We start from the raw sequence: 19,200 nt of genomic DNA, 5'->3' as shown, positions 1-19,200 counted from the left end.
GCCTCCTGTCCGGGTCGATACCTGCCAGCGTAGGCCGGCATGATGAAACAAAAGCGTCAGCCACAGCTGCTAGCGTGGGCGGACACGAACGTGGCGGTGGTGCGGAACATGGATGGCAGGCGCTGGGATCGCAATCGCATACTGACCCTGCTGGCGGCGACGCTGCTGCTGGCCGTGGTGGCCTATTGGGGTGTCACCCTGTCTGCCGTGGCGCCAGCGGCCGCGGCCAGCGAGGCGAAGGCCGTGGCGCCGGTACGGCCGATGTTCGATGCAGTGGCTAGCCTGCCGCTGGTGCGGCTGCTGTCCCCCGGTGCAGTGCAGACCGAGGTGGTGGTGCTGGGCGTGATGGCCGGTGACCATGCGCCATTGGCCCTGCTCTCGGTGGATGGACGCCCGGCGGAAGCGTATGCGCCCGGCCAACGGCTCGGACCTTGCACGGTGCTGGCCAGCATCAGTGCCAGCGCGGTGGAACTGAACCAGGCCGGGCAATCGCGCAGCCTGCCGGTGCCTGAGCTGCCGCCGGTGCCGACCGATGGCATCGTGCCGGCCGCACTGTAGAGCCGAGCCTACGCTCGGCAGCTCCTGCGCGGCATCGCCGATGAATGCAAAGACAGCCGAGCATGGGCTCGGCTCTACAAAGGCGCTGGCTCAGCGAGCCGGACGCTGCGGTACCACCGAACGACCAAAGGCATCGCCCATGCGCTGTCGTGTGCCTTCCAGGTTGTACTGCATCAGTTGGTTGCCGGGCTGCCGCATCAGGCGTTCGGCCTCCGGCAGCGCCGGTGATTTCGCCGTTTTCGATGCCGGCGCAAGTTTGCGCTGCAGGCAGTCCCAGGCCGGAATACGCTCGCCATTGACCTGTACTTCGATACAGGGCGCGGCGCCTTCCTGCTTCTTCGCCTCGTCGGCGCGAAGCGGGGCCAACACCAGCAGCAACGCAAGGGTGAGGGCGGCACGCAGTTCCACCATCAATGATTCACGCATCTCGAATCTCCCGCAGCAATCGACGTTCTGCAATGAAGACGTGTGGCGAAGGCAGGGTCCGCCTGCGTGCGTTGCGGCGCTGTCAAAAGATGACAGTGCTGTCATAAAACTGTTGGCGGTTTTGACGCGACGTGCACGTCCTGTTGGTAGACCCACGCGCCGCTCCATGGCCATTACCTTCGATACGACGCGATGCCTTCGATGACTCCTGTTCCGTGCCGAGCCGTCCGCCTTCCCTTGCGCCTGCATCCCCTGGTGCTGGCCCTGGCCGCGATGCCGCTGCCGTTGTTCGCGCAGGAGGCAGCGCCTGCGCCCAGCGTGAACATCAATGAATACATCGTGCGCGGCAATACCGTGCTCGATCCGCGCCAGATCGAGCGCGCGGTCGAGCCCTTCCTCGGCCCGGGAAAGACCCTGGCCGATGTCGAGAAGGCACGCGATGCAGTCAATGCGCTGTACCAGCAGGCGGGCTACCAGTCGGTCTACGTGGAGCTTCCCGAGCAGCAGGTCAGTGGTGGCGTAGTGCTGCTGAAGGTACAGCAGACACCGATCGGCCAGCTGCGGGTCGTGGGAACGAAGCACGAATCGCCCGAGCGCATCCGCGAACGCGTACCAGCGCTGGCGGAAGGCAAGGTGCCGGACTTCGACCAGGCCCAGAAAGAACTGACCGCGCTGAATGAGGGCGGGCGTCGCCAGGTGATGCCGCTGGTGCGCGAAGGCCAGGTGCCGGGCACGATGGATGTGGACCTGCAGGTCGAAGAAAAGTCGCCGTGGCGTGCCAGCGCGTCACTCAACAATGACCACAGCGCCGACACCGAGAAGCTGCGCCTGAGTGCATCGCTGGCCTACGACAACCTGTGGAAGCGCGGGCACAGCGCCAACATCGGCGTGTATCTGGCACCGGAAGACACCAAACAGGCCAAGGTGTTCTCGGCCTCGTACACGATGCCGTTTGAAGGTACCCCATGGAGCCTGGAAGCGTCTGGCTACAAGTCCGACAGCCGTGTGCTGAACGCAGGTGGGCAGGGCGGCGCCGGCAGCGGTACCAATGTGATCGGCAATGGCCATTCAATCGGTGTCAAGCTGAATTACCGCCTGGCGGGCAGCAGTCAGTGGTGGCGCCAGCTCAGCCTTGGTGTGGATTTCAAGGACACCGAGGAAGATACCCAGATGGGCAAGGACAGCCTGAAGACGCCGCTGAAGTACGCGCCTATCACGCTGGCCTTCGTGGGCGTGCGCCAGGGCGAGCAGGATCAGCTGAGCATCAACACACAGCTGGTTGCCGGCACCCGCCGCCTGTTCGGCTACGGCAGCGACGCCACCGCCTTCGGCCAGAAGCGCTATTGGGCCGACCCGAGCTTCGTGGCCTTCAAGGCCGACGTGGCCAACACCCACACCTTCGGCAATGACTGGCAATGGTACGCACGTGGCTCGCTGCAGGTAACCGACGCGCCGCTGGTGTCGGCCGAGCAGTTTGCCGCCGGTGGCATGTACACCGTGCGCGGCTATCTGTCGGCCGAGGCGATCGGCGACTACGGCGGCCTGGCCAGCCTGGAATGGCGCACCCCGGCGTGGTCGCTGTGGAGCGGCACTGATCTGCGCGTCTACAGCTTTGCAGATGCGGCCTACCTGCGCCTGCGCCAGCCGCTGCCCGAACAGCGCGACAAGTACAACCTGGCCTCGGTCGGCCTGGGCGCGCAGATGCGCCTCGGCGAACACCTGCAACTGCGCCTGGACTACGCCTGGCCTTATGCCGATGGCCCGGTCACGCGCAAGGACGACCCGCGCCTGCATTTCAACATCAGCACCAGTTACTGACCCTTCCCTTGAACATGCGTTCTCCGGAGACCCTTCGCATGGACCGTTTGCTTTCCCGAGTGTTGTTGCTGCTGGCCGCGCTGGTTGCGCTGCCGGTCGCTGCGGCCGATGCCAATTGGTGGCAGGCCGAATGGAAATACCGCAAGCCGATCACCGTCGACGCCGGCCCGCAGGGCGCGGGCCTGGCCGGTGACCCGGGTCGCACGCCGCTGCTGCTGCGCCTGCATACCGGCAACTTCGGTTTCGACGGCACCCAGGACGCGGGCAACGACCTGCGCTTCGTCTCGGGTGATGGCCGCACCGTGCTGGCCCACCAGATCGAACAGTTCGATCCCAAGCTGGGCCTGGCCCTGGTCTGGGTGGACGTACCGGCGGTCAGCGCCGCAGCACCGCAGACGATCTGGATGTACTACGGCAACGAGAAGGCCCCGGCCAGCGGCAATGGCCAGCAGGTGTTCGACCCGGACTACACGCTGGTCTACCACTTCGCCGAGGCCAATGCGCCGGCACGCGACACCACCGCTTATGGCAACAATGCCGGTGCCGTGGTGCCGCCATCGGAAGGCTCGGTGATCGGCCGCGGCGTTCAGTTGGGTGCAGCCCCGCTGCCGCTGCCGGCCAGCGCATCGCTTGCGCAGGAGGCGGGCGCGCCGCTCACTGTTTCGGCCTGGATCAAGCCAGGCAGCAACAACGCTGCACAGGCGATCTACGCCCGTCGCGACGGTGCTTCCGAACTGGTGCTGGGCATCGAAAACCGGGTGCCGTTCGTGCAGCTCAATGGCCAGCGCAGCACGCCGGCGCAGCCGATTCCGGAAGGGCAGTGGGCGCATGTGGCGCTGACTGCGGAGAAGGGCGCACTGCAGTTGTACCTCAATGGTCGCGTGGTCGCCCAGCTGAGCGGCGAGCTGCCGGCGCTGACCACCGCGCCGGTGGTGGGCGCTGATGCGCCGGGCGCGGTGCAGCCGCTTGCCAATTTCGAGGGCGCACTGGATGAGCTGCGTATCTCGCGCGTGGCACGACCGGCGGCACTGCTGCTGGCCGATGCCACCGCACAGGGCGCCGACTCGCGCCTGATCAGCTACGGTGCCGACGAGCAGTCCGCCGGGCAGAGCCACTTCGCCTTCATCCTCAAGGCGATGCCGTTCGACGCCTGGGTGGTGGTCGCTATCCTCGGCCTGATGATGCTGCTGTCGTGGGCGATCATGATTGCCAAGGGGCGGCACTTCGGCCGTACCAGCAAGGCCAATGCAGTGTTCACCGAGAGCTTCGGCAAGCTGTCCGGTGTGCCGCTGCGCACCCTGTCCGACATGGACCGCCAGGGCAAGGCACCCACCGCGATGCACGACGGTTCGCTGTGGCGCATCTACCAGGTGGCCATCGATGAAATGCAGCAGCGCCACCAGCGCGATGGCAACAGCGGTTACCTCAGTGGCGCCACCATCGCCGCGATCCGCGCCTCGATGGATGCGGTGATGGTGCGCGAGCAGGAAGCGATGGCACGGCGCATGAACTGGCTGTCGACCACCATCGAAGGCGCGCCGTACGTGGGCCTGTTCGGTACCGTGATCGGCATCATGCTGGTGTTCGTGGTGGCGGCGATGGCCGGCGCGGTGGACATCAATTCGGTGGCACCGGGCATGGCCGCGGCGCTGCTGTGTACCGCAGCCGGCCTCGGCGTCGCGATTCCGGCGCTGTTCGGCTACAACTACCTGGGTGCACGTGCCGAGGCGATCGGCGCCGACATGGCGGTGTTCATCGACGAGTTCGCCGCGCGCCTGGCCGAAGAGCAGGACGGGCGCGGCCCGGCCGCGGTCCAGGGCTGAGGGGCGCGCCATGGGCCAGAAGGCGAAGTTCGGCATCAAGAAGCGCGAGAAGGGCATCAACGTAACGCCCTTCGTCGACGTGCTGCTGGTGGTGCTGGTGATCTTCATCCTGACCAGCAACGCCTCCATCCCCGGCATCGAGGTGAACCTGCCGAAGGCCAGCAACAGCGTGGCGCTGGAAAAGGCGAAGACCAAGGCGATCACCATTGACCCCAGTGGCCAGGTGTTCCTGGATGCATACCCGGTGACGATGGCCGAGCTGGAAGACCGCCTGCGCACCGAGCGCGCGACCACGCCGGATTTCCCGGTGATCGTGCGCGGTGATGCGCAGGTGCAGTACGCCCGTGTGGTCGAGGTGCTGGACCTGCTGCGGCGGCTGGAGCTGGCCCAGGTCGGGCTGGTCACCGGCAAGGCGCAGGGCTGAGGCATGACGGCCCATCAATCCCCTCGGCCGGAGCCCGGCATGCGCGGTCGCCAGTTGCTGGTGACCATTGCACTGGTACTGGCCGCCTTGCTGGTGCTCGGCATCGCCGTGTGGTGGATGCTGTTCAAGGACACCGCCAGCACCCGCCGGCCGGTGGTGCAGCCGCCGATGCTGGCATTGCCGCCCCCCCCTCCGCCGCCGCCACCGCCGCCGGAAAAGCCACCGGAGCCGGAGACGCCGCCGGAAGAAGCGATGCCAGAGCCGGAACCTCTGGATCCACCAACGCCGGCTGAAGAGCCAACGCCAACGCCGGACAACGCCGACCCGGTGACGATGAATGCTGATGCGCAGGCCGGCGGTGACAACTTCGGTATCCAGTCCGGCAGTGGCGGCGGCTCGTCCGGCGTCGGCCGCGGTGGTGCCGGCAATGCCACCTACGGGCGCTACCTCGGATACCTGATGCAGCAGGCGATCTCGCGCGACGACAAGGTCAAGCGCCTGGCGTTCCAGCTGCAGGTGAATGTGTGGCTGTCCAACGATGGCCGCCTGGAAAAGGTCGAGCTGGTGCGCGGCAGTGGCAACGAGGAGGCCGACGCGGCCGTGCTCGATGCGCTGCGACGCATCGGCAAGGTCGACCAGGCACCGCCGCCGTCGCTCGATTTCCCCGCCCGCGTGCTGATCCAGGGCCGCCGGCCCGGGGCCTGATTCCCGACCTCCGTGATTTCCCTTCTTTCGATGAGAACCGTGATGAACGACCACGTCCGCGCACGAACCGACTCCCGCTGCTCGCGCCCGGCCAGACGGGCGCTGCTGTGCTGCGCGGTGCTGCTCAGCCTGGCCGCCCCGGCCGGTGCGATGGCCGCAGAAACCACCATGGTCAAGCTGATCAAGGGCCTGATCGCCAGTGGCGCGCTGAAGCCCGAAGACGGCCAGGCATTGCTGGTGCAGGCCGAGGCTGAAGCAGCGGCCGCGTCGCGCACTACGACCACCGCACCTTCGGCCGCCAGCGGTGGCGTGGCCCTGGAGGCCGGCGACGTGCGCGTGCCCTACGTGCCGCAGAGCGTGCGCGACGGCATTCGTGACGAAGTACGCCAGGACGTGATGGCGCAGGCCAGGTCCGAGGGCTGGGCGGCACCGAACGAAGTGGCTGAGTGGACCAAGCGCATCAAGGTCACCGGTGACATGCGCGTGCGCAGCGAGTCGCGCTTCTTCTCCGAACGCAACAGCGACATCGTGAGCAACTGGTCGTCGATCAATTCCGGCAACGGCTTCGACACCAACACCAACACCAACCTGCAGCTGCCGCCGCTGCTGAACACCCGCCAGGACCGCCGCAACCTGTGGCGCATCCGCGCTCGCCTGGGCATCGAGGCGACCATCGGCCAGCACACCACGGCCGGCGTGCGCCTGGCCAGCGGCAGCAGCAATGGCCCGGTGTCAACCACCGAACAGCTGGGTGGTGGCCTGAGCAAGAAGGACGTGTGGCTGGACCAGGCCTGGCTGGCCTACAGCCCGGCCGATTGGGTGACGGTGCGCGGCGGCCGCTTCGGCAATCCGTTCTGGACCAGCGATACGCTGTTCTCCAACGACCTGAACTTCGACGGCCTGGCCGCCAACCTGAAACACGACTTCAACGGGGGAGATCTCGAGCTGTTCGGCAACCTTGCGGTGGTACCGCTGGAGTACACCTCCGACAGCTCGCCCAGCCAGAGCCGGGTCAAGACCCCGAACGAGAACAAGTGGCTGTCCGGTGCACAGGTCGGCATGAACTGGCGCTTCAACGACGACAATGCGCTGCGTGCCGCACTGGGCTACTACGATTTCAAGAACATCAGCGGCCGCCTGTCCTCGCCGTGCGCGCTATATGCGGGCGCGGTGGGCTGCGATACCGACTGGTCGCGCCCAGCGTTCATGCAGAAGGGCAATACCCTGATGCTGATCCGCGACATCGCGCGCAATCCGCTGGACCCGGCCAACACGCCGACCCCGCAGTATGTCGGCCTGGCCTCGGCATTCCGCCTGGCCACGCTCAACCTGCGCTGGGATACGCAGCTGGCCCAGGGCATCGGCCTGCGCCTGGATGGCGACTACATCCGCAACCTGGCCTACGACAAGCAGGCCATGTTCAGCCGCGCCAACAACGGCATCGTCAACAACTACGGTGCCGGTGGCGCCGCCAGCATCGATACCTTCCGCAGTGGCGACACCGCCTGGATGGTGCAGGCCACCTTCGGCGCCACTGACCTGAAGGAGAAGGGCCAGTGGCAGGCGCTGCTGGGCTACAAGCATATCGAGGCCGATGCGCTGCCGGACGCGTACAACGACCCGAACTTCCACCTCGGCGGCACCAACGCCCGTGGCTACTACGTGGGCGGCGCCTACGCGCTGGATGCGCGCAGCTGGATCAGCGGCAAGTGGATGGCGGCCAAGGAAGTGTCCGGTGCTCCACTGTCTATCGACGTGTTCCAGCTGGAGTTCAATTCCGGGTTCTGAGTGACGGCGTGATGTGGATCACGTAGTGCGTGGCGGGGGCGCAGTGATGCGCCCGTCTAGGGAAAGGAGACCACGCGTTGCACATAAGGAGGAGTGGATGAGCCGTCGCAAGCTGTTTGAAAGTTCCGAACCGTCCAGTCGATCGCTGGGCATCGGCCCGGCCTATGTCTCGGTGGAGGGGCTACGCCAGCACTTGGCGGAGTTCCTGCTGTATGCAGGCCGGCCGGTGGTGATCATGCGCGGGCGCAGCGAAGTGGGTTACTTCCTGCCGGCGCGCTGCTGGCGCCAGCGTGACGACGATCCGCTGGCGGCGGCCGCCGCCGACCAGCTGTTGGACGCGGCCGGGTTCCAGGCCGAGGATATCCAGCAGGTGGAGCAGGAATTCAACGCGATGCGCCAGCGCACCGTGCTGCATTCACGGCGCTGAGCGGAATGTAGAGCCGAGCCCACGCTCGGCTGCATGCTGCGGAGCCGAGCATGGGCTCGGCTCTACAGGAGATCCACGCCATGCGTGGATGGGGTTACGCTGCAGCCCCACGCTCACTGGAGATGCGTGCACCTTCGCGCATCACCAGGGTCACCGGGGTCTTTTCCACCACCTCCAGCAACCGCTGCCACTGCGCATCGCTCAGCTCGGCGCTGGCATGCAGCACGCGGTGCACGTGGAAGCGTCCATCCGCGTCACGTTCCGAGCGCAGCTCGGCATGGAATTCGCCCAGCTCCCAGCCCTTGCGCTGCGCGTACATGCGCAGGGTGATGGCGGTGCATGCCGCCAGCGAGGCCAGGTACAGGTCGAACGGTGCGAAACCCCTGCCCTGGCCGCCCAGCGAGGCGGGCTCGTCCGCATCCACATCGAAGCTGCCATTGCTGATGTGGTGCAGGTAGTTGTCGGCGGTCGAAACAATGCGTGCGTAGGCCATCGGGATCTCCTGTTGTCTGTAGGGCCGAGTCATGTTCGGCCAATCCCACTGTGGCGTCGAGCCATGCTCGGATCTGCCCTGCATGGATGATGTGGGCGGCGGCGGCTTGCCGCCTGCGGCCGCGCAGCCCACAATCCACGTCCGGACCGTCGCCATCACGCCCATCATTCCCCGGTCCGGCCTTGGCACCTATGTCTCCCAATGCCCTGGCGCTGGTCGAGTTGCTGATCCGCGAGCGCCGTGCGTTGTCTCGCTTCATCGCGCGCTATCTCGACCCGGCCAGTACCGAGGACACCCTGCAGAACCTGTACCTGAAGGCCAGCAGCGTGCCCGGCGATCCGCCCATCCTCGAGCCGCGCGGCTATCTGTACCGGATGGCCTACCACCACGCGCTCAACCGCAGCCAGTCCGACGCCCGCGAGCGGCGTGCGATGGCCGAGTACGCCCTCGACATGGCCGAGGCCAGCCGCGATGGCGAGGCGCAGGCGCTGGACCAGGCGCAGCTGCGCGAGATCACCCAGACCATCCTCGCGCTGCCGGCCCAGGTGCGTGAGTGCTTCGTGCTCAACCGCTACCTGGGCCTGAGCGAGCGCGAGATCGCCGCCAGGCTGGGTATTTCCAAGAGCCTGGTCGGCAAGAATGTGCTGCGCGCGGCGCTGTTGATCCAGCAGCATCAGCAGGGAGTGCAGTGATGAGCTGCGATTGCCGTGGGCAGATCGCGCCCGCCGTTGTCACAACAGGAAGGCGCACCCGTTCGTGGTGCGGCAGGCCACAACCATGAACACGTCCGAACCCTCGCCGCGTCAGGCCAGGCAGGCGTTGCGCTGGGTGATCCGGTGCAGTGCAGGCCCGCTGCCGGAACGCCAGCAACGAACCCTGCAGCGCTGGCTGCAGGCCGACCCTTGCCATGCGCTGGCCTGGCGCCAGCAGCAGGCCTTCTGGCAAGGCTTGGATGCCGCCGGGCCGGAGGTGCTGGCCGCGCTGCCTGTGCTGACGGCTGATCGCGAAGGGTTGCGCCCGATCGCACCGCGCCGCCGCCTGCCGTGGCTGTTGGCCAGTGCCGCCGCCGTGGTACTGGTGGTCGCGGCCGCACCGCAGGCGTTGCTGCTGGCGCGCAGTGACCTGCGCAGCAGCGATGCACCGCGCGTGGTGCAGCTGGAGGACGGCAGCACCGCCGCACTCGATGCGGGCACCGCATTGGCGGTTGAGTTCGATGGTCAGCGGCGGCACCTGCGCCTGCTGCGCGGCCAGGCCTGGTTCCAGGTGGTGCATGAACAGCGACCGTTCCAGGTCGAGGCCGGCGGTGGCCAGATCCGTGACATCGGCACCGCCTTCAGCCTGTCGATGCGGGACACCACGGTCGTGACCCAGGTCAGCGAGGGCGTGGTCGATGTTCGCCCAGGCGATGGCAGCGTGCAGCGCCTGCATGCCGGGCAGGCACGGGTGTTCCGTGACGGTCGCTGGCTGCGGCCGGTGCAGCTGGAAGATCTCGAGACGATGGCGCCGTGGCGGCGTGGCGAGGTAGTGATCGACGATCAGCCGGCCGCGCAGGCCATCGCCGACCTGGCGCGCTACCGTCGTGCACCGGTCTGGGTACTGGGCGGGCAGGGCGCGGACTTACGGGTCAGTGGCCTGTTCCACCTGCAGCAATCGGAGACCGCCATCAATGCGGTGGCCGCGCAGGCAGGACTGCGTGTGCAGCGCTTGCCCGGCGGCGCGCTGGTGGTGTGGTGAGGCTCGCGCAATGCCCGGATGAACCGGTCGCATAAAAAAAACATGAAAAAACCGTGGGCAATCGCCACATCGCGCTGTCTATAGAGGTATAGCCAGAGCGAAACACCGTTTCTCCTCAAGCCAGACATGCCACCGGCACCGGATGTGCCCGTGGTTCCGCCACGCTTGAGGAGTTCCTGTCCATGACGTCCACGGCATCCGCCTGTCATCGTCGCGTCACCGCCCTGGCCCTGGCCATCTCCACTGCATTGCTGCCGCTGGCCTGGGCGCCGGGCGTGCAGGCGCAACCGGCGGTCGTCGCGCCGTTGCGCCAGTACACGATTCCGGAACAGCCCCTGGCCGACGCTGTGCGTGCCTTTGGCCGCCAGGCTGATGTGCAGGTGGTGTTCCGCAGTGACCTGGTGGAGGGCCGCCGCTCCAGTGCGGTGAAAGGCGAGTACAGCCAGATGCAGGCGCTGCAGCAGCTGTTGCGCGGGAGTGGCGTGCGCGCACAGCGCGGCATGGACGGCACTTGGAGCCTGCGGGCCGCAGTGGAGGCGGGTGAAGGGGAAGGGGTGCGGGTAACCGAGACTCTGGACGTGGCCGGTCGCCTGCAGTCGGAACGGGGCGAGGCGCGTGATCGGCGCGGCTACGATGATGTGTTCGCGCTGGACCTGACCACGGCGTATTCGGGGCGCGACCGGGTGGAGCGCTACCGCGGCTCCAACCCGGCCGACGTGGTCAAGGATCTGGTCGGTGTGTTCAGTGGCGATGCGCGCAACAGCGGCGCGCTGGACATCAACATCCGTGGCATCCAGGGGCCGGGGCGGGTGCCGGTCAGCATCGACGGTAGTGAGCAGGCGCTCACGGTCTGGCGCGGCTACAACGGCGTCAGCAACCGCAATTACATCGATCCCAACCTGATGGGTGGCATCCAGGTCATCAAGGGGCCAGGGCTGGTGCGCAATGTGCACAGCGGGATCGGTGGCGCGCTGGTGATCAAGACCATCGACGTCGATGACATCGTGGAAGCGGGTGAGCGCTTCGGCGGGGAGCTGAAGATCGAAGGCAGCAGCAATGCGGTGGCGCCACGCCTGCCGCGGCTGCACACCGGCGAGGATTACCGCACCGTGCCGGGGTTTCCGCAGGGCTCGCCGAACTCGCCCTACGATGACCGCACCCTGGTGGTGCCGGTGAAGTCGCGCAGTGGCAACAACCCCCTCGATGGCGAGGACCAGGCCTGGCGCCTGGCGCTGGGCGTGCGTGGCGACAACGTCGACCTGATGGCCGCCTACGCCTGGCGCAAGCGCGGCAACTACTTCTCCGGGACCCAGGGCAGCGCCTACTACGACCAGGACCGGCGCGAGCAGTTCGAGTACCAGGGCATCGACTACATCACCACGCTGGCGCGCTACTTCAAGCCCGGCGATGAAGTGCCCAATACTTCCAGCGAACAGGAGTCCTGGCTGGTCAAGGGCAGCTGGCAGATCAACGATGACCAGCAGTTGAAGGCGACCTGGCGGCGCACGCTGTCGCACTACGGCGAGATCATGCCATCGCGCATCCTGTCCGCGCCGGACTATGGGCGCATCCAGTGGCCGCTCAGCCGGGTTGCGTCCGATGCCTGGAACCTGGAGTACCGCTTCCAGCCGGCCGGCAGCCGCTGGCTGGACCTCTACGTCAACCTGTGGCGCACGGAGACAGACAGCGATACCTACACTGCAGGCGGCTTCCCGAACTTCGCGCCAGGCAACCCGGCATGGAACCCGGACGCCAGCCCGATCCTGCGCAACACCGCGTTGGCCAATGCGCGCAACGACCGCACCGGCCTGACCCTGAGCAACCGCTTCGCGCTGCATTCGACCCTGGACCTGACCGTGGGTGGCAACTGGCAATACGAAAAGCTCGGCTCGCGCGACCCGTATTTCGGCCCGTCCGACGGCTGGCGCATGTACCCGCGTGCCGGCCGTCGCCAGGAGGGCGAGGGCTACCTCACGCTGGAATGGCGTCCGGTCGACTTCCTGACCCTCAATGCCGGCGTGCGTTACAGCCGTTACTGGGCGTTCGACGACTTCCTGCAGGCCCACCCGGAACTGCAGACGACCTCGATCGTGCCGCGCGAAGCGCAGTACCGGGTGAATGAACTGCCGCCGCGGCCGGACAGCCTGCAGGGCGAGATCGACGCACTCGAGAGTGAGCGGGAATTCTGGGACAGCATCGGCATGGGCTGGATCGTCGATCAGTCGCTGGCCGACCTGCTGCGCAAGTACGAGACACCCAGGGAGGTCCAGCACGGCATTCCCTGGTTGCCCGATGCAAACGGCAACTACAGCCGAGCCACCAATCCCTGCATCAACGGCCAGGTCGCCGCCATCCCCGGGCTGCTGCCGATGGTCCTCGGCACCGACATCCGCTGCAGGATCGGGGGCGGGGCGATGCAGTCGGTGGCCGGGCGCAACGAACGGCACCGCGATCACGCCTGGTTGCCGACGTTCTCGGCGACGGTGCGTTTCTCGCCGGCCGCTCGTGCCTATCTGCGCTACAGCGAGGCGGTGCGCTTCCCCAGCATGTTCGAAAGCACCATTGCGTTCTCCAGCAGCCTCAATCCGCTGTATCCACTCAAGCCGGAGCATGCCTACAACTACGAGCTGGGGTACGTGCACAACCTTTCCGGGCTGTTCGGCAACACCGCCGATGCCGACGTCAAGCTGGCCTATTACGTGCACAAGACCCGCAATGTCATCGAGCGTGATGCGTACTTCATGTTCGACAACATCGACAAGCAGACCATCCGCGGCATCGAGCTGCAGGCGCGCTTCGACAACCGGCGCTTCTTCACCGATCTGGGCATCAGCCGCATCCTTGAAAACGAAGTCTGCGACGAAAGCTCGGCGGTATGGCTGGATGCGGACCAGGGGCGGGTGCCCAACTGCGTCCAGGATGGCTTCGTCAGCGGCTATCTGCTGACCCAGGCCACGCCGAAGCTGTCGGTGAACTGGTCACTCGGCACCCGTCTGTTCGATGAGCGCCTGGAGCTGGGCAGCCGCATCGTGCACTACCAGCGGCACGACAATCCGGACCTGCAGGCCTACCGCGACCGCCTGATCGCCGGGGGCAGCAGCCTGCTCTGGCAGAACGTGCCCTTCACCTGGGGAAACATCACCACGGTGGATGCCTACGCCCGCTGGCGTTTCAACCAGCACGCCAGCGTCGAGCTGGTCGGCAGCAATCTCGGCAACCGCTATTACGTCGACCCGGCAACACGCTCAACGCTTCCAGCACCGGGCCGCACGATCAAGCTTGGCATCACCGCACGCTTCTGAGTCCGCATTCGACAGGGAGAATTAACCGTGAAACAGCCCCGCACCCTTGTACTTTCGATCGGCCTGCTGGCTTCCATGCCGGTCATGGCTGCCGACATCGCTGGCGGGCAGAGCCCGGCCCAGGACGGCGTCCATTACATCAACGCAGGCGAATCGACACTCAATGCCGGTCCGCACCGTTCCGGTCGCGCAGGCATTTCGTTGGGGCCGTATGCCAACGCGGCGCGAGTGGACGTCGCCGGCCTTGTGCCCTACGCCACCACGGTGGTGCGTGGCGCAACCACGGTCCGCACGCTGGACCCGGACGCAGGCCTGCCGTTCGCCACCGCTGGCGTGGGCCACTTCAGCTTCGTGCAGGTGGGTAATGCAGATGTCTGGTTCGGTGAATGGTCATCCAGCGGCGCGCAGGCGGGCTTCAATCACCGCCAGGTGTTCTTCGTCGGTGACCGTGCCGGTACTTCGCTGCCAGCAGGCATCGTGACCTACACCTTGGCTGGCATCAACCGCTTTGATGGCAGCGGCGTGCTGGAAGGCGCACTGCGGGCGAATTTCGATACCGGCACCGTCACCGCCGGCCTGGTCGGGACCGGATACAGGCTCGCCGCGAGCGGCACGCTGGATCGCGCCACCGGTGCGTTCAGCGGTTCGGCCATCGCCAATGGTTCGATCATCGGTACCAGCAGCGGCCAGTTCTTCGGCGCCGGTGCCAGTGCGGTGACCGGCATCGCAACCTTTGCCGGCAACAGCCAGTTCGATACGTCCTTCGGCGGTCAGCGCAACTGATCCGCCGCCGTTCCTTTTTGTGTTGTACCCGTAGTTCCCTCAACCCAAGGAGCAATACCATGAAAATGATCAACCGTTCCCTGTTGGCCGTCGCCGCTGCACTGGCCCTGGCCGGCACTGCGCAGGCGGCCGACATCGTCGGCGCTGCCAGCCCGGCGACCGATGCGCAGTTGTACGTCAAGGTGGGTGCGTCGGAAGTCAACGGCGGCCCGCACTCGGCCGGCAAGGCCGGTATCGGCGTTGGCACCGTGTCCAATGCCAAGCCGGTCGATTTCCAGGGCCTGGCGGCCTACTCGGCCCCGACCACCGTCAATGGTGTCACCGTACGCACACTGGCCATGCCGATCACCGGTACCCCGGGCAGCCATTCCGGCATGGGCCACTTCAACTTCGTCAAGGTCGGCAGCGGCGATGTGTGGTTCGGCGAGTGGTCCAAGGATGGCGCCGCTGGTGGCTTCAACAACCGCCAGGTCTATTTCGTCGGTGACCGTGCCGGCACCACGCTGCCGGCCGGCGTGGCCACCTACAGCGTGGCAGGCCTGAACAAGTTCAATGGCAGCAACCTGCTGTCGGGTACGTTCCGCGCCAACTTCGGCAATGGCACCCTGCTCGGTGGCCTGAGCGGTGGCGGCCTGTCGATCAACGTCAACGCCAACATCAACAGCGCCAACGCCTCGTTCGCCGGCACCGCCACCGCCAACGGCAGCGTTGCCGGCACCACCCAGGGCCAGTTCTTCGGCGCCAACGCGGCCACCCTGGCCGGTATCGCCACCTTCAGCGGCAACAGCCAGTACGACACCGCCTTCGGCGGCAGCAAGAACTGATCGCCACGCCCCTGACGGGGCAGGGCAGGGACAAGCCGCGATCCGCCAGTCCCTGCTTCGGCCCGCTGCATGCACCACCACGGATCGACCATGCGCCATTCCATCTTCCTTGTCGTACTGCTGTTGGCTGCCACCGAGGTGCGCGCCCAGCAGGACGATCTTCGTCGTGTGCTTGAACAGGGCACTGAGCTGCGCCACCAGCAGCAGGACCAGCAGCGCCTGCAGCAGGCCGAGTCGGAGCGGCCAACCATCACCATCGACGGCCAGACGCTGCGCGTGGAGCGCACCGTCGATGATCTGGGCCAGGCTCTCTACCTGTCTCTGCAGCATCAGCAATGGCAGGCCGCCGCTGCGTTTCTCGACGAGTACATCGAACTGCCTGGGCATGACCCCCTGCTGCGCCACCATGCGCAGGGAGCGCTGGCACGGGTGGCCGGCAACCATCGTCGCGCGGCGATGGAGTACGAAGCGCTGCTGGCGGCGCAGCCGGATTTCCTGCCGGCCCGCCTCGAGCTGGCACGTGTCTATGCGGAAGACCAGCGCGATCGCGATGCGGCCGCGCTGTTCACAGCCATCGCTGCAGGCATCAATGCCGATGATCCGGCCACGGCCGGCGTCCGCGCGCGCGTGGACGGTTACCTGAGTGCCCTGCAGGCGCGCCAGCGTTGGAAAGGCGCGTTGTCCGCCGGCCCGGCATGGAGTGACAACATCAACCGCAGTTCGGCCAGTCGCACCTGCCTGTTCGGCGTGGGCGACGCCTGCATCATCGAACGGAAACTGCCGGACGCCCAGCGCGCGGCGGGCCTCGACTACGACGCCAGCCTGGAACGGCGCTGGGTGCTCGGCGGGCATCATGGGCTGTACGTGCGCGGTCTCGCCTTCGGCCAGGCATGGCGCGGGCACAGTGCGTACAACGAACTCAATGCCAACGTGCAGGCGGGTTACAGCTGGCGTAGTGCACGGCAGACCGTGATGCTCGCCCCCAGCTATGACTACCAGGGCCTGGGCAACCATGCGCTGCAGGGCGGCAGCGGCGTGCACGCGGAATGGCAGTACGCCCTGGATGCACGCAGCCTGCTCAAGCTGGAGGCTGACTGGAAGCGCCAGCGCTATCGCCAGCAGGGCCTTGCCAGCAACTACGACGGCGAGCTGGCATCGCTGTACGCCACCTGGTTCCGCGCGCTCAATCCACGCTGGACGGTCTTCGCCGGGCTGGATGTCACCGACAGCAGCGCAGCCGACCCGGCCAACGGCTACCGCCAGCGCGGCCTGCGGCTGGGCGCGGCGCGGCAGTGGAGTGGCACCACGGCCACCGTATTCGTGTCGCTGCGCCAGCGCGACTACGACACCTGGAGTCCGTTGCTGGAGGCGCGCAGGCAGGACGACGAACAGAACCTGATCGCCATCGTGCGCAGCGAGCGCTTGGCCGTGGCCGGGCTGGTACCCAGCCTGAGCCTGCGCTACGCGCGCATCGACAGCAACGTCGGCTGGCTGTACAGCCACGACCGCAGCCTGCTCAGCCTGAAGTGGGAACGGGCCTTCTGAACGCGGCGTTGCAATGCCGCGGTGAACGCGCCGTGGCCGCGACCTTCATCCATCATCACGCGCTCTTGTAGCCCGGTTCGCGCATCCTGCGGGCGTTGCGGCAGAGGTGGGCCGCGTGTGTCGAGGAGCGCCGGTCGTGCTGGAAGCGGGCAACAAACCAGAGGGCCTGAAAGGGCTGCGTGTACTGGTGGCGGAGGATGAATTCGCCATCGCGATGTTCCTGGTCGACTATCTGGAGCTGAAAGGCGCACAGGTGGTGGGGCCTGCCGGTGACCTGCAGGCGTTGGGGCAGCTGGTCGATACCCATCCCATCGATGTGGCGCTGCTGGACATCAATCTGGGCGGCGAACAGGTCTATCCGTTGGCCGACCGGCTGGCCGAGGCCGGCACCCCGTTCCTGCTGACCTCCGGCTACGACGACAACCTGCCAAGCCGCTTCGCCAGCGCGCCGCGCTGTACCAAGCCGTATCACATTGAAGCCCTGGTGCAGCAGCTGGCCGGGCTGGTGGCGACGCCGCAGGTCTCTGCGGGCATCGCCTGATCGCGCGGCATGTCGCGCCGTCCTGAAGGCATCCGCGCCACCGAGCTGTGTGGCGGCATGCCACCTGCAGCGCACCCGCACGGGCGCCACGATGGCATGGCTGCGCGGATCGCCCGCCATGACTGGTCATCCACGCCGCTGGGAGCGTATGAGCGGTGGCCGCCACACCTGCGCGCCACCGTCGACCTGATGCTGGCGCATGGTTTCCCGATGATCGTGCTGTGGGGCGAGCAGCTGGTGCAGCTCTACAACGATGGCTATGCCGAGATCCTGGCCGACAAGCATCCCGGCGGACTCGGCCAGCCGACCCGTGAATGCTGGCCCGAGGTGTGGCATATCAACGGGCCGATCTACCAGCGCGTCTGGCAGGGCGAAACCATCACTTACGAGGACAAACTCTATCCCCTCGCGCGCCGCGGGCGGTTGGAGGATGTGTGGTTCACCATTACCTACAGCCCCATCCGTGGCGAAGAGGGGCGCGTCAGCGGCGTGCTGGTCACCATGTTCGAGACGACGGCGGCGCATGTGGCCCAGTCGGCCCGCGAACGCGAAGAGCAGAAGCGGCGGGAGGCGGACCGCCGCCTGGCATTGGCCTTCAAGGTACTGCCGGTGGGCGTCTGCATCGTCGATGCCGAGGGGTGCCTGCAGCTCTCCAACGACCAGATGCGCACCTACCTTCCCACCGGCAAGGTGCCGTCCACGGATCTGCCCAACCACCACCGCTGGCAGGGATGGCACCCCGACGGCTCGCGCATCGAACCCAGGGATTTCGCCATAGCCAGGGCCTTGCGCGGTGAGACGGTAGTGCCCGGGCTGGAGTTCCAGTTCAAGCATGACGACGGGCGCGCGCGCTGGACCCGTGTGGCCGCCGCGCCGCTGCGCGATGCAGACGGCGAGGTGACGGGCGTATTCGCCATCGCTGTGGACATCGACGATCTCAAGCGTGCCACCGAGCGCCAATCGGTACTGCTGGCCGAACTGCAGCACCGGGTGCGCAACATCATGTCGACCATCCATGCCATTGCCTGGCGGACCCGTGAGTCGGTCAGCAGTGTGGATGATTACGCTGAACGGTTGTGCGGACGATTGATGTCGCTGGCGCGCACGCAGAGCCTGCTTACCCGTGGCGCCAATGCCGGGGTCTGCCTGCGTGGCATGCTCGATGAGGAGATCGCAGCGCAGACGCCGGTCACCGCCGCCTATCGCCTGCAGGGCGAGGATGTGCTGCTGCCACCGAAGGCGGCCGAAGTGCTGTCCCTGGCGATCCACGAATTGGCGACCAACGCCCTGCGGCATGGTGCGCTGACCCATGAAGATGGCCGGATCGACGTGTCCTGGCACCTGCAGGTGCAGGACGGACAGCCATGGCTGGGCCTGCACTGGTGTGAACGCCATGCCGCCGTGGAAGACTGGGAGCTGCCGCGCCAGCGCGGCCTGGGTCGTGCGCTGATCGAGCAGCGCGTGCCCTATGAGCTGGCCGGCAGTGGTGAACTGCACTTCGATCCGCAGGGGCTGGATGCCTGGATCCGCTTCCCACTGCGCGAGCGTGACAGCCTGCTGCAGACCGATGCGCCACAGACCGGCTCCGGCGCGTGAAACGGCATTTATATCCAATTTGGCCAAATTGGGTATAGTGGCCATTATCCACTTCTGCCTGGAGCCGTGCCATGACCCTGCCACTGGATCTGCCTGGACTTGAGAAGGCCCCGGCCTCGTCTGTGAAGACCAGGGGCTGGCCGAGCCTGATGCGTACCGTGCGTGAGAAGCAGGCGCTGGTCATCACCAACCACAACCACCCCGAAGCGGTGATCGTGGATATCCGCACCTACCAGGAGCTGTTGGCCAAGGCTGCCGGCAGCGATGCCGGTGAGCGCAGTGAAGAACTGCTGCGCCTGCGCGGCGAATTCGACCAGACTCTGGCTGGCCTGCAGCGCGGTGAGGGGCTGGGCAAGCTGCTGGGCCAGCCGATCCGCCGCGGCCGCAAGGTCACCCTCGGCCGTCCGCTCTGA

The 19,200-nt window shown here is 66.7% G+C and carries 18 protein-coding genes; 16 read left to right on the top strand and 2 right to left on the bottom strand.

The window, feature by feature from the left end; genetic code table 11:
* Positions 1–108: 108 nt before the first annotated feature.
* Positions 109–558, top strand: a complete 450-nt coding sequence (locus G370_RS0106445) for a general secretion pathway protein (protein ID WP_019659857.1) — start codon at positions 109–111, stop codon at positions 556–558.
* A 90-nt stretch (positions 559–648) separates the two neighbouring features.
* Here G370_RS0106445 and G370_RS0106440 read toward each other — a convergent pair whose 3' ends face one another.
* Positions 649–984 carry a hypothetical protein gene (locus G370_RS0106440; protein WP_010485349.1) on the bottom strand — a complete coding sequence of 112 codons (336 nt, stop codon included), beginning with the start codon at positions 982–984 and terminating at the stop codon, positions 649–651.
* Positions 985–1,185: 201 nt separating this feature from the next.
* Between G370_RS0106440 and G370_RS0106435 the strand changes: the two genes are divergently transcribed.
* The 6 genes from G370_RS0106435 (at position 1,186) to G370_RS0106410 (ending at position 7,969) form a co-directional block, all read left to right on the top strand.
* Positions 1,186–2,802, top strand: coding sequence for a ShlB/FhaC/HecB family hemolysin secretion/activation protein (locus tag G370_RS0106435; RefSeq protein WP_019659856.1), 1,617 nt, complete (start codon positions 1,186–1,188; stop codon positions 2,800–2,802).
* 38 nt (positions 2,803–2,840) lie between these two features.
* On the top strand, positions 2,841–4,625 hold the full coding sequence (locus G370_RS0106430) for a DUF2341 domain-containing protein (protein WP_019659855.1): 1,785 nt from the start codon (positions 2,841–2,843) through the stop codon (positions 4,623–4,625).
* Between the two features lie 10 nt (positions 4,626–4,635).
* The gene (locus G370_RS0106425) at positions 4,636–5,049 is read left to right on the top strand and encodes an ExbD/TolR family protein (RefSeq protein ID WP_019659854.1); all 414 of its coding nucleotides are present in this window, start codon (positions 4,636–4,638) and stop codon (positions 5,047–5,049) included.
* A gap of 39 nt (positions 5,050–5,088) precedes the next feature.
* Positions 5,089–5,754 carry a cell envelope integrity protein TolA gene (gene tolA, locus G370_RS0106420; protein WP_019659853.1) on the top strand — a complete coding sequence of 222 codons (666 nt, stop codon included), beginning with the start codon at positions 5,089–5,091 and terminating at the stop codon, positions 5,752–5,754.
* 42 nt (positions 5,755–5,796) lie between these two features.
* Positions 5,797–7,542 (top strand): putative porin, encoded by a 1,746-nt coding sequence (locus G370_RS0106415; protein ID WP_019659852.1) that lies wholly within the window; start codon positions 5,797–5,799, stop codon positions 7,540–7,542.
* Between the two features lie 97 nt (positions 7,543–7,639).
* Positions 7,640–7,969: a hypothetical protein gene (locus tag G370_RS0106410; protein ID WP_005416760.1), complete on the top strand. Its 330-nt coding sequence runs from the start codon at positions 7,640–7,642 to the stop codon at positions 7,967–7,969.
* 94 nt (positions 7,970–8,063) lie between these two features.
* Here the strand turns inward: G370_RS0106410 and G370_RS0106405 are convergent, their stop codons facing one another.
* A complete protein-coding gene (locus tag G370_RS0106405) occupies positions 8,064–8,462 on the bottom strand; it encodes an OsmC family protein (protein WP_019659851.1) in 399 nt (132 codons plus the stop codon).
* A gap of 191 nt (positions 8,463–8,653) precedes the next feature.
* Here G370_RS0106405 and G370_RS0106400 point away from each other — a divergent pair, with 191 nt between their 5' ends.
* From G370_RS0106400 to G370_RS0106360, 9 genes are all read left to right on the top strand, one after another.
* Entirely contained in the window at positions 8,654–9,154 is a 501-nt protein-coding gene (locus G370_RS0106400) for an RNA polymerase sigma factor (protein ID WP_019659850.1), read from the top strand.
* Positions 9,155–9,239: 85 nt separating this feature from the next.
* On the top strand, positions 9,240–10,196 hold the full coding sequence (locus tag G370_RS0106395) for a FecR family protein (RefSeq protein ID WP_019659849.1): 957 nt from the start codon (positions 9,240–9,242) through the stop codon (positions 10,194–10,196).
* 182 nt (positions 10,197–10,378) lie between these two features.
* Positions 10,379–13,498, top strand: coding sequence for a TonB-dependent receptor (locus G370_RS0106390; RefSeq protein ID WP_019659848.1), 3,120 nt, complete (start codon positions 10,379–10,381; stop codon positions 13,496–13,498).
* Between the two features lie 27 nt (positions 13,499–13,525).
* Complete coding sequence (locus tag G370_RS0106385) at positions 13,526–14,281, top strand: Slam-dependent surface lipoprotein (protein WP_019659847.1); 756 nt, start codon at positions 13,526–13,528, stop codon at positions 14,279–14,281.
* Positions 14,282–14,340: 59 nt separating this feature from the next.
* Positions 14,341–15,105 carry a Slam-dependent surface lipoprotein gene (locus G370_RS0106380; RefSeq protein ID WP_019659846.1) on the top strand — a complete coding sequence of 255 codons (765 nt, stop codon included), beginning with the start codon at positions 14,341–14,343 and terminating at the stop codon, positions 15,103–15,105.
* Positions 15,106–15,195: 90 nt separating this feature from the next.
* Positions 15,196–16,650, top strand: a complete 1,455-nt coding sequence (locus G370_RS0106375; protein ID WP_019659845.1) for a surface lipoprotein assembly modifier — start codon at positions 15,196–15,198, stop codon at positions 16,648–16,650.
* A 136-nt stretch (positions 16,651–16,786) separates the two neighbouring features.
* Positions 16,787–17,191, top strand: coding sequence for a response regulator (locus G370_RS0106370; RefSeq protein ID WP_019659844.1), 405 nt, complete (start codon positions 16,787–16,789; stop codon positions 17,189–17,191).
* Between the two features lie 9 nt (positions 17,192–17,200).
* The gene (locus G370_RS0106365; protein WP_019659843.1) at positions 17,201–18,787 is read left to right on the top strand and encodes a sensor histidine kinase; all 1,587 of its coding nucleotides are present in this window, start codon (positions 17,201–17,203) and stop codon (positions 18,785–18,787) included.
* Between the two features lie 71 nt (positions 18,788–18,858).
* Complete coding sequence (locus G370_RS0106360) at positions 18,859–19,200, top strand: type II toxin-antitoxin system prevent-host-death family antitoxin (protein ID WP_019659842.1); 342 nt, start codon at positions 18,859–18,861, stop codon at positions 19,198–19,200.

It is taken from the genome of Stenotrophomonas hibiscicola ATCC 19867, assembly GCF_000382065.1.
Taxonomy (GTDB): Bacteria; Pseudomonadota; Gammaproteobacteria; order Xanthomonadales; family Xanthomonadaceae; genus Stenotrophomonas; species Stenotrophomonas hibiscicola.
This window is presented reverse-complemented; position numbering and strand designations above follow the sequence as displayed.

What these genes read in the sequence shown, in the direction of transcription:
- G370_RS0106440 (WP_010485349.1), bottom strand. Translation starts at nt 984, where the DNA reads ATGCGTGAATCATTGATGGTGGAACTGCGTGCCGCCCTCACCCTTGCG.
- G370_RS0106405 (WP_019659851.1), bottom strand. Translation starts at nt 8,462, where the DNA reads ATGGCCTACGCACGCATTGTTTCGACCGCCGACAACTACCTGCACCAC.
- G370_RS0106425 (WP_019659854.1), top strand. Translation starts at nt 4,636, where the DNA reads ATGGGCCAGAAGGCGAAGTTCGGCATCAAGAAGCGCGAGAAGGGCATC.
- G370_RS0106360 (WP_019659842.1), top strand. Translation starts at nt 18,859, where the DNA reads ATGACCCTGCCACTGGATCTGCCTGGACTTGAGAAGGCCCCGGCCTCG.
- G370_RS0106445 (WP_019659857.1), top strand. Translation starts at nt 109, where the DNA reads ATGGATGGCAGGCGCTGGGATCGCAATCGCATACTGACCCTGCTGGCG.
- G370_RS0106375 (WP_019659845.1), top strand. Translation starts at nt 15,196, where the DNA reads ATGCGCCATTCCATCTTCCTTGTCGTACTGCTGTTGGCTGCCACCGAG.
- G370_RS0106380 (WP_019659846.1), top strand. Translation starts at nt 14,341, where the DNA reads ATGAAAATGATCAACCGTTCCCTGTTGGCCGTCGCCGCTGCACTGGCC.
- G370_RS0106410 (WP_005416760.1), top strand. Translation starts at nt 7,640, where the DNA reads ATGAGCCGTCGCAAGCTGTTTGAAAGTTCCGAACCGTCCAGTCGATCG.
- G370_RS0106400 (WP_019659850.1), top strand. Translation starts at nt 8,654, where the DNA reads ATGTCTCCCAATGCCCTGGCGCTGGTCGAGTTGCTGATCCGCGAGCGC.
- G370_RS0106365 (WP_019659843.1), top strand. Translation starts at nt 17,201, where the DNA reads ATGTCGCGCCGTCCTGAAGGCATCCGCGCCACCGAGCTGTGTGGCGGC.
- tolA (WP_019659853.1), top strand. Translation starts at nt 5,089, where the DNA reads ATGCGCGGTCGCCAGTTGCTGGTGACCATTGCACTGGTACTGGCCGCC.
- G370_RS0106395 (WP_019659849.1), top strand. Translation starts at nt 9,240, where the DNA reads ATGAACACGTCCGAACCCTCGCCGCGTCAGGCCAGGCAGGCGTTGCGC.
- G370_RS0106415 (WP_019659852.1), top strand. Translation starts at nt 5,797, where the DNA reads ATGAACGACCACGTCCGCGCACGAACCGACTCCCGCTGCTCGCGCCCG.
- G370_RS0106430 (WP_019659855.1), top strand. Translation starts at nt 2,841, where the DNA reads ATGGACCGTTTGCTTTCCCGAGTGTTGTTGCTGCTGGCCGCGCTGGTT.
- G370_RS0106435 (WP_019659856.1), top strand. Translation starts at nt 1,186, where the DNA reads ATGACTCCTGTTCCGTGCCGAGCCGTCCGCCTTCCCTTGCGCCTGCAT.
- G370_RS0106390 (WP_019659848.1), top strand. Translation starts at nt 10,379, where the DNA reads ATGACGTCCACGGCATCCGCCTGTCATCGTCGCGTCACCGCCCTGGCC.